General features: G+C 70.6%; 15 protein-coding genes. 7 read left to right on the plus strand and 8 right to left on the minus strand.

Features of this window, described 5'->3' with window-relative positions; translation table 11 throughout:
• Nucleotides 1-32: 32 nt before the first annotated feature.
• Both ACIBHY_RS38270 and ACIBHY_RS38275 read left to right on the plus strand, forming a co-directional pair.
• Complete coding sequence (locus ACIBHY_RS38270; protein ID WP_397252115.1) at nucleotides 33-767, plus strand: lytic polysaccharide monooxygenase; 735 nt, start codon at nucleotides 33-35, stop codon at nucleotides 765-767.
• A 4-nt stretch (nucleotides 768-771) separates the two neighbouring features.
• Nucleotides 772-1,194 carry a DoxX family protein gene (locus ACIBHY_RS38275; RefSeq protein WP_397252116.1) on the plus strand — a complete coding sequence of 141 codons (423 nt, stop codon included), beginning with the start codon at nucleotides 772-774 and terminating at the stop codon, nucleotides 1,192-1,194.
• A gap of 57 nt (nucleotides 1,195-1,251) precedes the next feature.
• Here ACIBHY_RS38275 and ACIBHY_RS38280 read toward each other — a convergent pair whose 3' ends face one another.
• Nucleotides 1,252-2,979 (minus strand): substrate-binding and VWA domain-containing protein, encoded by a 1,728-nt coding sequence (locus ACIBHY_RS38280; RefSeq protein WP_397252117.1) that lies wholly within the window; start codon nucleotides 2,977-2,979, stop codon nucleotides 1,252-1,254.
• Between the two features lie 81 nt (nucleotides 2,980-3,060).
• Nucleotides 3,061-5,607 carry a bifunctional FO biosynthesis protein CofGH gene (locus ACIBHY_RS38285; RefSeq protein ID WP_397309260.1) on the minus strand — a complete coding sequence of 849 codons (2,547 nt, stop codon included), beginning with the start codon at nucleotides 5,605-5,607 and terminating at the stop codon, nucleotides 3,061-3,063.
• A 137-nt stretch (nucleotides 5,608-5,744) separates the two neighbouring features.
• Between ACIBHY_RS38285 and ACIBHY_RS38290 the strand changes: the two genes are divergently transcribed.
• Nucleotides 5,745-7,271, plus strand: a complete 1,527-nt coding sequence (locus ACIBHY_RS38290) for an alpha/beta hydrolase (RefSeq protein WP_397309261.1) — start codon at nucleotides 5,745-5,747, stop codon at nucleotides 7,269-7,271.
• Nucleotides 7,272-7,344: 73 nt separating this feature from the next.
• Nucleotides 7,345-8,241 (plus strand): DNA-3-methyladenine glycosylase family protein, encoded by an 897-nt coding sequence (locus ACIBHY_RS38295; protein ID WP_397252120.1) that lies wholly within the window; start codon nucleotides 7,345-7,347, stop codon nucleotides 8,239-8,241.
• 227 nt (nucleotides 8,242-8,468) lie between these two features.
• Here ACIBHY_RS38295 and ACIBHY_RS38300 read toward each other — a convergent pair whose 3' ends face one another.
• The 4 genes from ACIBHY_RS38300 to ACIBHY_RS38315 form a co-directional block, all read right to left on the minus strand.
• A complete protein-coding gene (locus ACIBHY_RS38300) occupies nucleotides 8,469-9,560 on the minus strand; it encodes a sugar phosphate nucleotidyltransferase (RefSeq protein WP_397252121.1) in 1,092 nt (363 codons plus the stop codon).
• A 20-nt stretch (nucleotides 9,561-9,580) separates the two neighbouring features.
• A complete protein-coding gene (locus tag ACIBHY_RS38305) occupies nucleotides 9,581-10,699 on the minus strand; it encodes a glycosyltransferase family 4 protein (RefSeq protein ID WP_397252122.1) in 1,119 nt (372 codons plus the stop codon).
• Nucleotides 10,700-10,792: 93 nt separating this feature from the next.
• On the minus strand, nucleotides 10,793-11,689 hold the full coding sequence (locus ACIBHY_RS38310; protein WP_397252123.1) for a YbhN family protein: 897 nt from the start codon (nucleotides 11,687-11,689) through the stop codon (nucleotides 10,793-10,795).
• Nucleotides 11,686-12,501 carry a class I SAM-dependent methyltransferase gene (locus ACIBHY_RS38315; protein ID WP_184957762.1) on the minus strand — a complete coding sequence of 272 codons (816 nt, stop codon included), beginning with the start codon at nucleotides 12,499-12,501 and terminating at the stop codon, nucleotides 11,686-11,688. Before ACIBHY_RS38315 ends, ACIBHY_RS38310 begins: the two co-directional genes overlap by 4 nt.
• A gap of 175 nt (nucleotides 12,502-12,676) precedes the next feature.
• On the opposite strand from ACIBHY_RS38315, the gene ACIBHY_RS38320 reads away from it, so the two are divergent.
• From ACIBHY_RS38320 to ACIBHY_RS38330, 3 genes are read left to right on the plus strand one after another with little or no spacing between them, the layout of a single operon-like run.
• Entirely contained in the window at nucleotides 12,677-13,741 is a 1,065-nt protein-coding gene (locus ACIBHY_RS38320; RefSeq protein WP_397309262.1) for an SPFH domain-containing protein, read from the plus strand.
• A gap of 20 nt (nucleotides 13,742-13,761) precedes the next feature.
• Nucleotides 13,762-14,832: a hypothetical protein gene (locus ACIBHY_RS38325; protein ID WP_397309263.1), complete on the plus strand. Its 1,071-nt coding sequence runs from the start codon at nucleotides 13,762-13,764 to the stop codon at nucleotides 14,830-14,832.
• Nucleotides 14,833-14,841: 9 nt separating this feature from the next.
• Nucleotides 14,842-15,795 carry a lysylphosphatidylglycerol synthase domain-containing protein gene (locus tag ACIBHY_RS38330; RefSeq protein ID WP_397309264.1) on the plus strand — a complete coding sequence of 318 codons (954 nt, stop codon included), beginning with the start codon at nucleotides 14,842-14,844 and terminating at the stop codon, nucleotides 15,793-15,795.
• Here ACIBHY_RS38330 and ACIBHY_RS38335 read toward each other — a convergent pair.
• Together ACIBHY_RS38335 and ACIBHY_RS38340 are read right to left on the minus strand one after the other, a co-directional pair.
• Nucleotides 15,702-16,757 (minus strand): glycosyltransferase family 4 protein, encoded by a 1,056-nt coding sequence (locus ACIBHY_RS38335; protein WP_397252127.1) that lies wholly within the window; start codon nucleotides 16,755-16,757, stop codon nucleotides 15,702-15,704. The genes ACIBHY_RS38330 and ACIBHY_RS38335 overlap by 94 nt on opposite strands.
• On the minus strand, nucleotides 16,758-17,687 hold the full coding sequence (locus tag ACIBHY_RS38340; RefSeq protein ID WP_379609897.1) for a glycosyltransferase family 2 protein: 930 nt from the start codon (nucleotides 17,685-17,687) through the stop codon (nucleotides 16,758-16,760). It abuts the gene before it with no gap.
• Nucleotides 17,688-17,710: the final 23 nt, after the last annotated feature.

The following is a 17,710-nucleotide window of genomic DNA, read 5'->3' on the forward strand; positions in this document are numbered from 1 at the left end:
CGGGATATCCCCCCATGTAGAGGAGCATTTTTATGAGAAGGGTGCTCACGTTAGCCAGCGCGATGCTCGTGGCGATATCCGCCACGATCTTCGTCGCTTCCCCGGCGCTCGCCCACGGCTACGTCAACTCGCCCCCGAGCCGGCAGTACAACTGCAAGCTCGGCAAGGTGCAGAACTGCGGACCCATCGTCTGGGAGCCGCAGAGCGTCGAAGGCGCCAAGGGCCAGCGCAACTGCCACGCCGGCGACTCCCGCTGGGCCCCGCTCAGCGACGAGAGCAAGCCGTGGCCGGTGACGAACGTAGGCTCGTCCACCAGCTTCAGCTGGACGTTCACCGCCCGTCACGCGACGCTGTCGTACGAGTACTACATCGGCGGCACCCGCGTCGGCTACGTCGCAGGAAACGGCCAGCAACCAGGAGCCACGGTCACGCACAACGTGAACCTGTCCGGCTTCAGCGGCCGCCAGAAGGTCCTGGCCATCTGGAACATCGCCGACACCGCCATGGCGTTCTACGCCTGCGTCGACGTCAACATCGGCGGCGGCGGCCAGCCGACCCCCACTCCCACCCCCACTCCGACACCGACCCCCACTCCCACGCCGACTCCCACCGCCACCAACCCCGGTGGCACCTGGGCGGCAGGCACCGCCTACGCATCGGGCAACACCGTCACCTACGCCGGACAGTCCTATCGTTGCCTCCAGCCGCACACCGCCATAGCGGGATGGGAACCACCGAATGTCCCGGCTCTTTGGCAGCGGATCTGAATCCATGCAGCAGCAAGTTCGTGACGCGGGTGTGTCACTGTTCCGCATCGTGGTCGGGCTGCTGTTCGCCTGTCACGGTGCCGCCAAGCTCTTCGGCGTGCTCGGCGGACCTCGTGGCGGCACTCCACCGGCCTTCCTCGAATGGCCGTCCTGGTGGGCCGCGGTGATCGAACTCGTCGCGGGTGGCCTGGTCCTGCTGGGACTGGCCACCCGGGCGGCGGCGTTCCTCGCCGCGGGTGAGATGGCTTACGCCTACTTCACCGTCCACCAACCCAAGGGGCTGTTTCCCCTCATCAACGGCGGTGAGCTCGCCGCCCTCTTCTGCTGGTCGTTCCTGATCCTCGTTCTCATCGGGAGCGGCCCGTGGTCGCTGGACTCGGTGGTGGCACACCTCCGCCGCCGCATGAAAGTTCCCCAAGGCCCCTAGCGGTCTTTGTGGACGGGCACCCGCTCCGTGCGGCGGGTGGCGGGTGCCCGCGGCCCCTCAGGTGGTCTTGCAGGTGGGGTGGCAAAGGCGGCGCGCCAGCGCGGCCAGGAACACCTCGATGATCTCCCCCGGCTCCTGCGCGACGTGCAGCGAGCCGTTGGTGGCGGTGGTGATCTCCGACAGACCCGCGCGGTCCACGCCTGAACCGAAGGCGATGATGACGATCTGCACAGGCTTGTCGGGGTCCCACTCCGCGCGCAGGCGGTCGAGCAGCTGACGGCGGGTCAGGCCCTTGCCGTCGTCCCTGCCCGCGGTGATGACGAGGAGCGTGTTGTTCATCTCCTCGCGGAACTCGCCGCCGACCTCGCGAAAGCCGCTCAGGATCGCGTCGTGCAGCGAGCTGTCCAGATCGGGGTGGACGGTGATGGCCGAGGTCAGCTCATCGAGCCGGCCGCGGCGCACGACCTGCCCCGACTCGGGCTCGTTGATCGGGCCGAGGCCGACGCGTTCGCGATATCCCTTGGTGCGGCCCAGCGTGTCCGCGAACTCCCACATCCCCATGTGCGTCGAGTCGGGAAACAGCTGCAGCCCGATCTTCGCCGCGGCCAGCGCGGTGCCGAGGCGGTCGGTCATGTGCTTGGAGGTGTCGGCCAGCACCAGGATGTTGGTCGGCGGCGCCAGCCTGCTCCAGGCCTGCAGCGCCGCGTCGATCTCCGCCGGCGAGATGGACGGCCGGGTGCGCGGCGTCTCCGCGGGGATCTGCGGGCCGGGCGAGATCGGCCCGAGCGTGCCGTCACCGGAGCGGAACCCGGCCCGGCGCACGAGTTCCTGCGCCTCGTCGCCGCGCAACCAGTCGGCGAAGACCGTGGAGGCCTCGGCGACCTCGGGATCGGTTGCGGTGACGACGTAGGGGTAGTCGAGGCTGATGGTGCCCTCGCGCGGATGTAAGGCGACCACCGGGTCGGCGGAGGGCCGCCGGTTGTGCTCGCGCACCGACTGCTCGGGGACGATCACCACCGGCCGCTGCCAGAACGCCCGGTCGTCCACGGCCGCGAGCATCGAGCGGTAGTCGGGGGCCGAGCCGGCCTGCGCCCAGCGCACGAACGCGGTCAGCGCCCGGTCGGCCGAGGCGCCGGTGCCGACGACGTCCCTGGCCGCGGCGACGGTGGCGATGCCCGCTCCGGCCAGCGAGGGGTCGGGCACGCGTACCACGTCGGGCTCGTTCTCGTTGGGGCGCAGCCGCCCGCGTACGGTCGAGGGGAAGACCATGCGCCAGTTCATCTCGGTCCTGCCCACCGCGAAGCGTTCGGCCAGCGACTGGCGGGTGGCGAAGACCAGCGGCGAGGTCGCCACCGTGCTCTGCCCGGCCGGCAGCGCGCTGGCGCCCTGCTTGCGGGCCAGCCGGATCCAGGCGGAGGAGTCTGCGATCCAGCCGTCGGGCCGCTGGCGCAGCACGCCCGCGCGGTCGCCGATCAGCGTGCGCAGCACGGTCGCGGGCGGCTGCTCGGTCACCTGGACGAGGACGCAGCGCCCGCCCGTGGCCGTCTTCGTCTCGTTGAAGCGCTCGGCCGCCAGCATCGCCACAGGCGCCACATCCACCGCTGCGGCCACACTGACCAGAACAGGCTCTCGTGTCGAGCACAGGGGTCCGCCACCGCCGAAGACGACCACGAAACCGGCGGCCAGAACGGCCAGGGCCGCCAGCCCCGCCAGCACGCCCCGGCCGAGCGCCTGCCTCCGCCGCTGCTCAGGCGCCGGAGCGGCGCGGTGTCGAGCCAACCGCACGGTGCTACCTCTCCATTCGGGAGTGACGATTCTCCCAGCGCCGCCCGGGGGCGGCGCAAGGTCAGGTAGAACTTGTTATAACTAAACGATCCTGAGGACGCTACGGCAGACGCCGTCGCTCTTGGCCGAAGCGGCCAGCCTTTCCGCGTCCGGCCGGCCGTACCCGGTGGTGCGCTGATGGAGGGGACGGCCGGTCGGCGCGACCATCTCACCGATCTCCGTGATCGTCTTGTAGGAGCCGTTCTCGGAACCGGCCATGCGGCTGATCGTCTCCTCCATCAGCGTGCCGCCCAGGTCGTTGACGCCGCCCTGGAGCACCTCCCGGCACAGGTCGTCCTGGAGCTTCACCCACGAGCACTGGATGTTCTTGATCGAGCCGTGCAGGAGGATCCTGGCCAGCGCGTGCACGGCGCGGTTCTCCTGCGCGGTCGGGCCGGGCCTGGCGATGCCGGCCAGGTAGATCGGGGCGCTGTGGTGCACGAACGGCAGCAGCACGAACTCCGAGAAGCCGCCGGTCTCCTGCTGCAGGCTCCTGATCAGCTTGATGTGCTTGACCCAGTGCAGGTGGTTGTCGACGTGGCCGTACATCATCGTGGAGGTCGTCGGCAGGCCCACCTTGTGCGCGGTGGTGATCACCTCGACCCATTCCCTGGTCGGCAGCTTGCCCTTGGTCAGGACCCAGCGCACGTCGTCGTCCAGGATCTCCGCGGCGGTGCCGGGCAGCGAGTCGACCCCCGCCTCCTTCGCCGCGTGCAGCCAGTCCTCGATCGACAGGTTGGTACGGCTGGCCCCGTTGACCACCTCCATCGGCGAGAACGCGTGCACGTGCATGTCCGGGGTACGCGCCTTGACCGCCTTGGTGATGTCGAAGTAGGCGGTGCCCGGCAGGTCGGGGTGGATGCCGCCCTGCATGCAGACCTCGGTCGCGCCCGCCTGCCACGCCTCGGCGGCCCGGTCGGCGACCTGGTCGAGACTGAGCGTGTAGGCGTCGGCGTCGGTACGCCGCTGGGCGAAGGCGCAGAAGCGGCAGCCGGTGTAGCAGACGTTGGTGAAGTTGATGTTCCGGTTGACGACGAAGGTCACGTCGTCCCCGGCGGCCTCGCGGCGCAGGCCGTCGGCGATGCGGGCCAGCTCGTCGAGGGCCGGGCCGTCGGCGCCGAGCAGCGCCACGGCCTCCGCGTCGCTCAGCCCAGCGGGGTCGGACTCGGCGCGGCGCAGCGCCTGGCTCAGGTCGCCCAGGATCGCCGCGGGCGCCGCCGCGGGCAGCCGCTCGCGCAGCGCGTCCCAGTCGCCGTAGACGTTGTCGAAGTCGTCGCGGCGGTCGTTCGTACGGCCCTCGGTGTCCACTGCGGTGTGCAGGTCCACCCGGCCGGAGGCGGAGAAGCCGCCGTCGGGCTCCTGCCAGGGGATGCCCTTCAGGACCGCGTCCTCCCTGGCCAGGCCGGTCTCCGGGTCGGCCAGGGCGCCGATGTGCGCCATCACGCGAGGGTCGGTCCAGGGCTCGCCGGCCAGCACGTACTCGGGGTAGAGGGTCAGGCGCTCGCGCATGCCGTACCCGGCGGCGGCGGTGCGGGCGGCCAGGTCGTCGATCTGCGGCCACGGCTGCTCGGGGCTGACGTGGTCGGGAGTGAGCGGCGAGACGCCGCCCCAGTCGTCGATGCCGGCCCTGACCATCAGCTCGAACTCGCCACCGATGAGGTTCGGCGGCGCCTGGATGCGCATCCTCGGGCCGAGCACCAGCCGCGCGACGGCGATGGTGGCGGCCAGTTCGCGCAGGTCGGCGTCGGGCATGCCGCGCATCGCCGTGTCCGGCTTGGCGCGGAAGTTCTGGACGATGACCTCCTGGACGCCGCCGTACTCGCGGGCGACCTTCCTGATCGCGAAGATCGACTCGGCGCGGTCCTGGACCGTCTCGCCGATGCCGATCAGCACGCCGGTCGTGAACGGCACGTTCGACCGGCCGGCGTCCTCCAGCACCCGCAGCCGCACCGCGGGGTCCTTGTCCGGCGAGCCGTAGTGGGCCTCGCCCTTCTCGGTGAACAAGCGCGTGGAGGTGGTCTCCAGCATCATCCCCATCGACCCGGCGACCGGCTTCAGCCGCTGGAAGTCGCGCCAGGTGAGCGCGCCCGGGTTCAGATGCGGCAGGAGGCCGGTCTCCTCCAGCACCCGGATCGCCATCGCGCGGACGTAGGAGATCGTGTCGTCGTAGCCGTGCGCGTCCAGCCACTCGCGCGCCTGGTGCCAGCGGTCCTCGGGCCTGTCGCCGAGCGTGAACAACGCCTCCTTGCACCCCAGGGCGGCGCCCTGCCGGGCGATCTCCAGCACCTCGTCGGGGCTGAGGAACGGCGCGGGCAGCTTGTGCGGGGCCGTCGCGAACGTGCAATAGCCGCAGCGGTCGCGGCACAACCGGCTCAGCGGGATGAACACGTTCTTGCTGTACGTGATCACCCCGTCCCGCCCGGCGTTGCGCAGCCCGGCGTCACGCACACGTCCGGCGTGTTCGAGCAAAGTGTCGAGGTGCCCGTCGCGGGCGTGCAGCAGAACGGTCGCCTCGGTGACGTCGAGTGCCTTGCCATCGCGGGCGCGGGCGAGCGCCCGGCGCAGAGCGGAATCACTGACCACAGTCATAGCGGCACGATACGACCCTCTGAGTCTCTGTAGCGCACCCAGCCCTCGGTATGACGCCCGCTCCTCCCTAGGACCTACTCCTCCAACCCTCCTCAGGTCCCTTTCCCTGACCGGGTTCCGCAACTGATGATCAAGTCATGCGAAGATTCGCCGCCCTGTTAACAGGGCTGTTGGTTCCCCTGTCCCTTCTGACGCCCATGGCCTCGGCCGCGACGCCCGCCAAGCCGGCCGTCGCGTGGGCCCCGTGCCCGGAGGATCCGGCCGTCGAGTGCGGGACGCTGGCCGTACCCGTGGATTGGAACAACCCGGCGAGCGGCACCTTCAACGTCGGCGTGGCGCGGCGCAAGGCCACCGACCCGTCCGCCAGGATCGGCGCGTTCGTGCTGGGCGCCGGCGGGCCCGGCGGGTCCGGGGTCGAAGAGGTGCTCTTCGCCCCGCAGTACCTCAGCCCCGAGCTTCTGCGCCGCTTCGACGTCGTCGGCCTCGACCCGCGCGGCACCAACCGCAGCAACCCGGTGGTCTGCTCCACCGCGGTGCTGGCCGAGGCGCCCCACCCGCTCATGACGAGCCAGGCCGACTTCGACAAGCGGCTCGCCTACAACGAGCGGCTGCGCGCCGACTGCCGGACGCGTACCGGCCCGGTCTTCGACCACGTCGACTCGCTCAGCACCGCCAAGGACCTCGACGCCTTCCGCGCCGCGCTCGGCGAGCGTCAGATCACCTACTGGGGCGGCTCCTACGGCACCCTCCTCGGCCAGCTCTACGCCGAGAACTTCCCCCAGCGCGTACGCGCGCTGACGCTCGACAGCACCATGGACCACAGCCTCGGCACCCGCGGCTTCATGGACACCGAGACATGGGGCGCGCAGGACGCGTTCGACGAGTTCGCCGCCTGGTGCGAGCGTGAGACCTCCTGCCTGCAGCACGGCAAGGACCTGCGGACGATCTGGAAGGACCTCCTGGCCCGCGCCGACCGCGGCGAGATCCACCCCCCGGGACAGCCTGACGTGAAGCTCACCGCCTTCGAGATCATCTCCTTCGCGGTCGGCAATTTCTACGACCCGCGCGGCTGGCCGGAGCTCTCCCAGGTCATCGACGAACTGCTCCGCACCGGGACGCTGAGGAACGGCGCCCTGACCCCGGCCGTCGACCGTACGCAGGAGGTTCAGCCGAACCCGTTCCAGATCTTCTGCCTGGACTTCCGCCTGCCCGTGCGCGACTACCGCGAGTGGAACTCACACGTCCGCCGCCAGAGCAAGATCGCGCCGGACATGCGCTACAGCAGCCTGGCGATCTTCCCGGTCGTCTCCTGCCTCGGCCAGCCCGCCCCGATCCCCAACCCGCAGCACGACCTGAAGGTCCGCACCAAGACCCCGCTGCTGGTGGCCAACTCGCTGCACGACCCGGCCACGGTCTACCCGTGGGCGCTCGGCACCGCGCGGCAGCTCGGCCGCTCGGGCCGGCTGCTCACCTACGAAGGCTGGGGCCACATCGTCTACGGCCGCGGCGCCTGCGCGACCGGGACGATCGACGCGTACCTGCTCTCCCAGCGCCTGCCCGCGCCCGGCGCCCGCTGCCCAGCGGTGCCGCCGTCCGAGGTCAGGTCTCTGCGGGAGTTCACGCCGCCGAAGCCCGGCACCCCCGGATGGGGCTTCCCTTCCTGATCCGGTACGGCTGACGCCGTCCCCTTGGCCCGCGCGGTCGTCCAGGCCGCGCGGGTACGGGCACACTGGAGGCGTGAAAGAGCGAGCGTGGACGCCGGACGAGCCCGTTGACGTGGGCCTCGTCCTGGGCCCGCACCAACATGGCGGCGGCGACCCCACCTGGCGTCAGGGGCGCGACGGCGCGATCTGGCGCACGTCCCGCACGCCCGCCGGCCCCGGCACGCTGCGCGTCTCCCTCAAATCCGCCACCGTGTACGGCCACGCCTGGGGCCCCGGAGCGGACTGGCTGCTGGAAACGTTGCCCGGGTTGGCAGGGGCCGACGACGATGTTTCCGGATTTACCGTGAAACATGCGGTTTTGGAGGATGTTTTCCGGAAGCACCGGGGGTTGCGCATCGGGCGTACCGGCCGCGTCATGGAAGCCCTCGTGCCCGCCGTCCTGGAGCAGAAGGTCGTCGGCCGCGAGGCGTGGCGAGCCTGGCGCTGGCTGCTCAACCGCTACGGCGAACCCGCCCCCGGCCCGGCCCCCGAAGGCATGCGCGTCGTGCCGGAACCCGGCGTCTGGCGCGAGATCCCCGGCTGGGCGTGGCACCGGTCGGGGGCGGAAGCCGTACGGGCGAAGACCATCGCCACCGCGGCCTGGCACGCGGAGAAACTCGAGTCCGCGACGACCAGCGCGGAGGCCGACCGCCTCCTGCGCACCCTGCCCGGCATCGGCGTGTGGACCTCCGCCGAGGTCCGCCAGCGCGCCTTCGGCGACCCGGACGCCGTCAGCGTCGGCGACTTCCACCTGGCCAAAATCGTCGGCTACGCGTTGACCGGCGAAAAGACGGACGACCCCGGCATGATGCGCCTCCTGGAGCCCTACACCGGCCACCGCCACCGCGCCACCGTCCTGATCGGCCTGACCGGCCTCCGCCCCCCACCCCGCGGCCCCCGCATGCCCATCCGCGACTACCGCACCTTCTAACCCCACCCCAACCACCCACGAAACCCGAAGCGGGGCCACCCCCAAGCATGGGCACCCCACGCGCACAGACAGCCCAGACCCGGGGACTTCCCGGCTTGCAGGTGCCACGGGTGCTTGTCCACATGGCGAAGCGCCGCGTGTCCGCCCGCCGGGGCGCGTGTCCCGGCCACCGCTTCCCCGCGGGGCGCTCCGGGCGTTTCCGCCGGCGAAGCGCCGCGTGTCCTGGGTTAGACGTCGCTGGAGTAGCGGACGGCGCAGTCCGGGAGTTGGATGTCGGGCCACACCCGGATGCCGGCCTGCAGTTCGTTGCCCGCCCCCACCACCGCACGGTCGCCGATCAGCGCGTCGCGTACCACCGCGCCCGCGGCGATCCGGGCTCCCGCGCCCACCACCGAGTCGGTCACCGTGGCACCGGCGCCGACCACGCAGTCGTCCAGCAGGATGCTGCCCGTCACCGTGGCCCCCGCCTCGACCCGGGCCCCGGCGCCCACGACGGTGCCGCCCACCGCCTTGGCCTCGGGCGACAGGAGGGCGCCGGGCAACGCCAGGTGCTCGCCGGTCGGGCCGGGTAGCGCGGGTGAGGCCAGCTTGCCGAGGACGAGGTCGCGCGAGCCCTGGACGAGCGCCGCCGGTGTGCCGACGTCCAGCCAGTAGGTGCGGTCGGCGTATCCGAGCACGAGTTCGCCGGACTCGATGAGCCCGGGGAAGGTCTGCCGTTCGACGGACACGACCTCCCCGGCGGGAATCGAGTCGATCACCGACCGGGTGAACACGTAGCAGCCCGCGTTGATGCGGTTGGTGACCGGGTTGGGGGTCTTCTCCAGGAAGGCGGTGACCCGGCCCGAGGAGTCGGTGGGCACGCAGCCGAACCGGGTCGGGTCGTCGACCTCGGTGAGATGGAGGGTGACGGCGGCCTGCCGGTCCACGTGGCGGCGTATCTGGTCACCGATGTCGTGACCGGACAGGATGTCGCCGTTGAGCACGAGGACGGGCGCGTCGGAGGCGACGGTCAGGGCTTGCGCGGCGTTGCGGATGGCGCCGCCGGTGCCGAGGGGCGTCTCCTCGGTCATGTACTCCAGCTTGAGCCCGAAGTCGGCGCCGTCGCCGAAGACCGGCTCGAACATCGACGCCTTGTAGGAGGTGGCGAACACGATGCGGCGCACCCCGAACGAGCGGGCGCGCGCGAGCTGGTGCGCCAGGAACGGCACACCGGCGGTCGGCAGCAGCGGCTTGGGCGTGCCCAGTGTCAGCGGGCGCAGGCGCGTGCCCTGGCCCCCGACCAGGAGGATCGCCTCGAGGCCTGGCAAAGAGCTCTCCATCACTCCGCGAGGTTATCCAACTATTCGACCGCCCGTTGATAGGAGCTGAGATGTGCCTCGGCCGAGGCGTCCCAGGTGAACTCGCGGGCCCGCGCCAGTCCGGCCCGACGGAGCTGCGCCCGTCGTTCGGAGGAGGCCAGGAGCTGGCCGAGCGCCGTGGCGATGCTGTCGGCGTCCGGCTCGCTGTACGCCACCGCGTCCCCGCCCACTTCGGGCAGCGAGGTGCTGTGGGTGGTCAGCACGGGAGTACCGCAGGCCATGGCTTCCAGCACCGGGAGCCCGAAGCCCTCGCCCTTCGACGGGAAGGCCACCACCAGCGCGCCGCCGAGGAACCCGCGCAGGTCGGGGCTGCGCAGATAGCCGGGGCGGATGACCCTGACCGTGGCCTCGACCTCGCGGCAGGCGGCGTCGACGTCGTCCTCGTGCACGCCGCCGCCGATCACCAGCGCGGGCGGGTCGGGCAGGCTCTTGACGGCCATGGCGAAGCCGCGGATCAGGTTGGGAACGTTCTTACGCGGTTCCAGCGCGCCGAGGAAGGCGACGTAGCGCTGGTCGTGCAGTCCGCACCGCTCGGCCGCGCGCCGGGTCTCCTCTTCGGTCGGCGGGTGGAAGATCTCCTGGTCGACACCGTGGTAGGCGACGTCGATGCGGGTGGGGTCGGCGGCCAGGACGCGGACGAGTTCGTCGCGGGTGGCCTTGGAGGGCACGATGACCCGCCGGGCGTGTCGCACGGCGGTGCGGGTGGCCGAGCGGAAGAAGGACGCTTTGACCGTGTCGTGCTGGTCGGGTTCGGTGAACCAGGTGACGTCGTGGACGGTCACCACCGTCGGCAGGCCGGAGCGCAGCGGGATGGAGTAGTAGGGCGCGTGGATCACGTCGGCGCCGGCCTGCCGGGCGAGCAGAGGTACCCCGGTCTGCTCCCAGGCGAGCCTGGTGGCCCGGTTGGTGATGGCGACGGGTCCCGGCAGGATCCGCGCGGAGGGCGCCAGCCTGCCGTAACGTTCCGCGTCGGAACGCTGGCAGACCACCGCGAGGTCGGCCCCGGCCCGGTGAAGGGCGCCGATGAGGCCGTCTACATATCGGATCAACGCACCGCGGTCAGCGGGGACCGCGGCGGCGTCGACAAGCACACGAGGCATACGAAGATCTTCTCCCCTCAAGATCAACGTGGGACCGGTTGTCCCCCTCTCTCGTTCAGCCTAAGACCAGCGTCCCCAAAAGCGTGGTCCAAATCACACACGGTCGCGACGCGCAACGAATCCGGCGATACCCGCGCAGATCAGGTCACCAACAATGATGACAATCCGCGACACAAGGGCCACGGCGATCGCCGAGCCCCGGTCCATGACCGGTGACAGCACCGCCACCATGGCCACCTCGCGCACCCCCGCCCCCGCGGGCACGACGAACGTCAGGATGCCCAGGCACCACGACAGCGCGAACGCGCCGATCGCGAAGACCAGCCCGGTCTGCGGCGCGACGAAGTACAGGTGCACGCCGTAAGCGGCCCACCCGGCCAGCGCCCAGCCGAGCGCGGTCAGCATGCCGCGCCGGGTGAGCGGGCGTTCGAGCGGTTCGCGCTTGAGCTTGCGCAGCCCGAACCCGATCACCGCGTTGACGACCTTGGGCTCCAGCAGCACGAGGATCACCGGGAGGGCCAGCAGCAGCCAGCCATAGCGGTCCCAGCCGAGGGTGCCGAGCGTGACGAGCAGGCCGGTGGCCAGCTGGATCGGCATCATCAGGAAGAACGCCGCCGCGCTGCGCGACCGGGGCACACCGAGGTCGCGCCCCATCTCCATCTGCGCGATCACCGGCCAGACGGCGCCGGGGATGTACTTGCCGAGCTGGCCCACGAAGAAGACCTTGGCCGCGGACCTGAACGGCAGCGGCGATCCCAGGTCGGCGAGGAGCGTGCGCCACGTGAGCATCGCGCCCAGCAGCGCCGCGACGACCGCGACCAGCGAGGCGGCCACCATGGGCCACGACAGCTTCGCGAACCCGGCGGCCACGGCGTCCCATTGGGAGGCGACCGCCCAGGTGCCGAAGCCCAGGGCGATGGCCAGGAAGCCGAACCTGACCACCTTCTTCACCACGGAGCGGCGTGCCGTGCGCGGCTCCGCCGTACTCAAAGCACTCTTTCCGGCGGCTGCGGGAGCGCGGCGCCGCGCGGGCGGCGCGGCGTCTTGGTGGCCACCCACAGGTAGGTCGGCACGACCGGGAGGAGCAGCTTGAGCACCTCACGGGGGGTTTTCGCCAGTACGGCCCGCACCACCTTGCCCAGCACGCCGGGGAACAGTTCCCCACCGGCGAAGCGGGTCGGCGTGGCCAGCACGGGAAAGGTGTAGTCCCAGACGTGGAAGGCGCGCAGCATGCGCTTGAGCCCGCGCCGGGTGCGGAAGCGCTCGTAGTAGTGGTCGGCGCGGCCGAAGGCGCGCACGTAGCGGTCGGCGAGCGACGGCGGCAGGTAGGACAGGAACGGCAGTTTGTAGTGCGGTTCCATGATGCCGAGCCGGTTGCCGAGGCCGAGGTAGAGGACGCCGTCGTCGGCCAGGACCCGGTGCATCTCGGCGACGACCGCGTCGGGGTCGACCACATGCTCGTAGATGTGGTTGAAGACCAGCACGTCCACCGAGCGGTCGGGGAACGGCAGCGCCGTGCCGTCACCGCAGACGAACGCCACCCGCTCGCCGAAGCGGTCGGCGGCCTTGCGCAGGCCGGGCACGTCGATGTCGATGCCCAGCGTGTGCTTGGCGCCCGCGTCGGCCAGTTCGTCGGCGATGAATCCGGCGGAACAGCCCACGTCGCCCACGGTGAGGCCCGCCAGCGGCCCGTGGAAGTGCTCCAGCACCGCGATGATCTTCGCGGCCTTGCGGCGGCGCTTGCCCTCGTCGAGCATCGCCGCCTGGAACTCGGAGTATTCGAGCTGCTGTTGCCTGCTCATGGGTCGCTAGCCGTTCCTCCACCGTCGCGCGGGCGCTCGTTCACTCCGCTCCGTGCGCCGGGCTCACTCCCGGCCATGCTGCCCAAGGGTACCGGGCTCGCGCGTTAACCAGTTGTCAAACGCCCTTTGGTAGCGTGCCCGCCAGTTATTTCCGACCGTTGGGGGAAATGTGGGCGTGTTCGACAAGATCCGGGGCGAGTTCGTCGACATCGTCGAATGGCTCGACGACAGCCGCGACACCATCGTCTGGCGTTTCCCCCGCTACGAGAACGAGATCAAGATGGGCGCGCGCCTGGTCGTGCGCGAGTCGCAGGTCGCGGTCTTCGTCAACGAGGGCCAGATCGCCGACGCCTTCCCGCCCGGCACGTACACCCTCGAAACCCAGAACCTGCCGATCCTGTCCACGCTCAAAGGCTGGAAGCACGGCTTCCACTCCCCCTTCAAGGCCGAGGTGTACTTCGTGGGCACCCGCCTGTTCGCCGACTTCAAGTGGGGCACCCAGAACCCCGTCATGATCAGGGACGCCGAGTTCGGCCCCATCCGGCTGCGCGCCTTCGGCGCCTACTCCGCCCGCGTCATCGACGCCAGGAAGCTGCTGACCGAGCTGGCCGGGACCGACCAGCAGTTCAGGACCGAGGAGGTCGAGGGCTACCTCCGCCAGATGATCGTCAGCCGGCTCGCGCCCGCGCTGGCCACGGCCGGGATGCCCGTGCTCGACCTGGCCGCCAAACAGCACGAGATGGGCCGCCGCCTGGCAGAGGCGCTCAGCGCCGACCTGGCCGGGGTGGGCATCTCGATCCCGAACTTCAGCATCGAGAACATCTCGCTGCCGCCCGAGGTCGAGCAGGCGCTGGACAAGCGCACCCAGATGGGCATCGTCGGCGACCTGGGACGTTACGCCCAGTTCCAGGCGGCCAACGCGGTGGAGGCCGCCGCGGAGAACCCCAACGGCGCCATGGGACTCGGAGTCGGCATGATGGCGGGCCAGCAGGCCGCCGCCTCGGCCTTCGCGCCACCCACCGCACCGCCACCCGCCGCACCGCCGCCCCTGCCGTCCGCGCAGTGGTACGTCGGCGTCGGCGGCGAGCGCAAAGGCCCCTACGACCAGGAAGCGCTCTCCGGCCTCACCCCGGAGACGCTGGTGTGGAAGGCCGGGATGGCGCAGTGGTCGCCCGCCCGGGACGTCCCCGAACTCGCCGGGCTGCTCGCCCAGACGCCCCCACCGCTGCCGCCCGCCTGAACCGCAGAAAGGCTCCGGATTTGTCCTCCCCCGCACAGACCACCCATCCGTGCTCGGGCTGTGGCGCGAGCGTCGCCTACGCCCCCGGCACCAGCGTGCAGCGCTGCCCGTACTGCGGCTTCGAGCAGCGCATCGCCGCCCCGGAACGGGCCGTGCGCGAGCACGACTACGCCGCCTTCCTGGCCAAGCCGCGGGTGGCGGCGGTAGCCGTACACCAGAGCGCCTGTCCCGGGTGCGGCGCTCGCACGGAGAGCGACGCGCTGTCGAAGAGCTGCCAGTTCTGCGGCGCCGCGCTGGTCGCGGACACCTCGGCGGGCGGCCAGATCGCGCCCGAGGCCGTGGTCCCGTTCGCGCTGGACAAGAACGGCTCGCGCGCGGCCCTGCGCGGCTGGGTGAAGTCCCGCTGGTTCGCCCCGAACCGCCTCAAGAAGGTCAGCGAGGCGGAGTCGATGAAGTCCACGTACGTCCCGCACTGGACCTTCGACTCCGGCACCACGTCCGACTACACCGGCTCGCGCGGCGAGCACTACTACGTCACCCAGACCTACACGGAGAACGGCCAGACCAAGACCCGCCGGGTGCGCAAGACCCGCTGGTGGCCGGCCTCCGGCACGGTCTCGCGCCACTTCGACGACGTGCTCGTGCCCGCCACCCACCGGGTCACCCCCGAACAGCTGGCCGAGCTGGAGCCGTGGCCCACCGGCCAGGCCCTCCCCTTCGAGCCCGCCTACATCTCCGGCCACCACACCCTGCGCTACGAGGTCGAGCCGGAGCAGGGCATCGAGACAGCCAAGCGGGAAATGGCCGAGGTCATCGAGCAGGACTGCCGCCGGGACATCGGCGGCGACGAGCAGCGCGTGAGCACGGTCGACACGACGTACAGCGATGTCAGGTTCAAGCTCCTGCTGCTGCCCGTGTGGATCGGCTGCTACCTGTTCGGCGGCAAGACCTACCAGGTGCTCATCAACGGCGTCACCGGGGAGGTTCAGGGTCAGCGCCCCTACAGCTGGGTCAAAATCACCCTTACCGCGCTGGCGGCCGCCGCGCTCGTCGGCCTCGTCGTCTGGCTAATCATCGCCAACCGCGCGTAGATTTGGCGAATGCTCCGCCGCCTGCTGCGTGTCCTGCTCGCGCTGGTCGCGCTCGGATTTCTCGGGTACGGCCTGGCCAAGAACTGGGGTGAGACCACGGCCGCGCTGTCCGGCCTGTCGCCCTGGGCGCTGGCGGGGGCGTTCGCCGCGGTCCTGGCCGGGCAGTTCTGCATGCTGGTGGCCTGGCGGGAGGTGCTGGCCGGGCTGGGCTCGCCGCTGTCGTTGCGGGTCAGCGGGCGGATCATGTTCGTGGGCCAGCTGGGCAAGTACATCCCGGGCTCGGTCTGGGCCTACGCGGCCATGATGGATCTCGGGCGCGACCACGGCAGCCCGCCGCGGCGTACGTTCGCGTGCATCTCGCTCGCGCTGGTGATCAACCTCGGGGTGGCGCTGACGATCGCCGCGGCCACGCTGGCCACGCACGAGGCGCTGCGCAAGGCCTGGTACCTGCTGCTGATCGTCCCGGTCATCGTCGTCTGCCTGCATCCCAAGGTGCTGACCTGGGGGCTCAACCTGGCGTTGCGTTTGGCGCGCAAGGAGCCGCTGGAGAGCGTGCTGCCGGGCCGTACCGTGCTGGTGGCCGTGGCGTGGACGGCGCTCGGCTGGCTGATCTACGGCGTGCACACCATGCTGCTGGCCGGCCGGTGGGACCTCTACGTACTGGCGACCGGCGCCTACGCCTTCGCCTGGGCGACCGGGCTGCTGACGTTCGTGGTGCCGGCCGGGGTGGGGGTGCGCGAGGGCGCGCTGGTGCTGGTGTTCACCCCGCTGATCGGCACGGGCGCGGCCTTCGCGGTGGCGCTGCTGTCGCGCGTGGCCTTCACGCTGGCCGACGCCACCGCGGCCGGAGTCGCCTTCCTGCTGGGCCGTCAGGATTCCAGCAAGGCCGCCGCGTACGCCGACCAGAACGGCTCCGGGTCCACCGACTTGACCCCGGAGCGCAACCCGACCGGGTCGGCGTAGAGCCGCTCGATCGCCTTCCTGAGCCCTTCGACGTCCTCCGGCTCGACCAGCAGGCCGTCCACGCCGTCGGTGATGTGGTCGGCGAGCGCGCCCACCCGGGTGGCGATCACCGGGACGCCGTGCTCGTGGCCGAGCCACACGTTCTGGCTGGCGGTGGCGTTGCGGTAGGGCAGGACCAGGGCGTCGGCGCGGGCGAAGAGCTCCGGCACGTCGTCGGCGGCCACGTACCCGGGCCGCAGTTCCACCCGGTCGCCGATGCCCAGCTCCGCGACGAGCCGCTCGGTCTCCTCCAGCCCGCCCCAGAACTCCCCGGCGACGGTCAGCCCGACCCCGTCCGGCAGCGCCCTGAGCAGCAGATCCAGCCCCTTGTACGGCCGGACGATCCCAAAGAAGAGCAGGTTGTTGTGGACTTGCCCCGATTTTTCGGCATTTTTCGAGGGAAGGTGGGGCGCCATCGCGGCCACCCGGACCGGCTTGGCCGTGAGCTCCGCGGCCAGCGCCGCCTGCTGCTCCGAGTGGGTGAGCACCCTGTCGACCCGCTTGAGCAGCGCCTTCATCAGCGGCCTGTCATACGGCTTGCGCTCGTGCGGCAACACGTTGTGGCACAGCGCTACCGCCGTGGTCCTGCCCGCCATGCCGTACAAAATCCCCAGATATGCAGGCACCTGCACGGGACTGAGTACCGCGAAGACCACCAGGTCGGCGCCGCGCAACCGCCGCCCGCACGCCACCCACCCGTCCGGCCGCCGCCAGTCGAGCCTGCGCAGCGTCTTCGGGTACGGCCGGCCCTCAGGAGCCGAGATCGTCTGCTGGCCGGGGTAGAGAAAGCCCGGATACTGGGCCTTCCACGACTCGATCACCACGTCATGCCCCAGCGCGCTCAGCCGGTGCGCCAGTTCGGTGGTGTGCTGCGCCCCGCCGCCCTTGTACGGGTACGTCGGGCCGACGATCGCGATCCGCACCTACTCTCCCCTGCTCCGCACGATCAGGTCGGCCAGCAGCGCGACGGCGCCGATCAGCATGCCCGACAGGAAGATCATCACGGTGTTGGCCGGGAAGTAGAAGGGATGCTGGACCATGTCCCACACACCCTTGACGAACCCGATGCCCACCAGCCACAACGCCGGCGGCATCAGGACCTTCAGCGGGTTGAAATACATGATCATCCGCAGGACCTGCAGGATGTAGCGGTAGGCGTCGGAGACGAAGCTGAACTTCGACTTGCCCGCCCGCTTGGCGTAGCCGATCGGCAGGTAGTAGACGTCGTGCTGGTTCGACAGGAACGACAGCGTGATCGTCGTGACACACGAGAATCCGGGAGGCAGCAGCCGCAGGTACGGCCGCGCCACCGACTTGCGGAAGGCCCGCAGGCCGGAGTTGAGATCCGGGATCTTCTGGCCGGCGAGCTTCTCGGCGACCTTCCTGATCACCCACTTGGCCGGCACCCGCAGCAGCTTGTGCGAGCCCTCCTCCGACGTGCGCGCGCCCACGACCTGGTCGATCGTCAGGTCCTTCTCCAGGATCTGGACCAGGTCGGGGATGCGCTCGTTCGGGTAGGTCATGTCGGCGTCGGTCCACACGACGATCTCGCCGCGCGCCTCCTGGGTGCCGATCCTGCGTACGGTGCCCGATCCCCCGTTGCGGTGGAACGCCCGGATCCGCATGTTCGGGAATCGCGGGGCGGCCTCCTGAAGCTTCGCCAGCGTCGCGTCCGTCGAGCAGTCGTCGACGGCCACGAGCTCGTAGGTGTAGCCGCTGGAGTCCATCGCCTCGGTGATTCGCTCGACCTCGTCGATGACATGATCCTGCTCGTTGTAGCAGGGCAGGACGATCGTGACGTACGGCGCTTCTTCCACGGCGGGTCCACTCTGGGGGGTCTCAGGCGTGCTCACGTCGGTCGAGGTTACTCTGCCCA

This window comes from Nonomuraea sp. NPDC050547 (genome assembly GCF_044457345.1).
GTDB lineage: Bacteria > Actinomycetota > Actinomycetes > Streptosporangiales > Streptosporangiaceae > Nonomuraea.

Coding starts and splice junctions, on each gene's coding strand:
- ACIBHY_RS38270 (WP_397252115.1), top strand. CDS start 33: ATGAGAAGGGTGCTCACGTTAGCCAGCGCGATGCTCGTGGCGATATCC.
- ACIBHY_RS38275 (WP_397252116.1), top strand. CDS start 772: ATGCAGCAGCAAGTTCGTGACGCGGGTGTGTCACTGTTCCGCATCGTG.
- ACIBHY_RS38285 (WP_397309260.1), bottom strand. CDS start 5,607: ATGACTGTGGTCAGTGATTCCGCTCTGCGCCGGGCGCTCGCCCGCGCC.
- ACIBHY_RS38290 (WP_397309261.1), top strand. CDS start 5,745: ATGCGAAGATTCGCCGCCCTGTTAACAGGGCTGTTGGTTCCCCTGTCC.
- ACIBHY_RS38300 (WP_397252121.1), bottom strand. CDS start 9,560: ATGGAGAGCTCTTTGCCAGGCCTCGAGGCGATCCTCCTGGTCGGGGGC.
- ACIBHY_RS38305 (WP_397252122.1), bottom strand. CDS start 10,699: ATGCCTCGTGTGCTTGTCGACGCCGCCGCGGTCCCCGCTGACCGCGGT.
- ACIBHY_RS38315 (WP_184957762.1), bottom strand. CDS start 12,501: ATGAGCAGGCAACAGCAGCTCGAATACTCCGAGTTCCAGGCGGCGATG.
- ACIBHY_RS38330 (WP_397309264.1), top strand. CDS start 14,842: ATGCTCCGCCGCCTGCTGCGTGTCCTGCTCGCGCTGGTCGCGCTCGGA.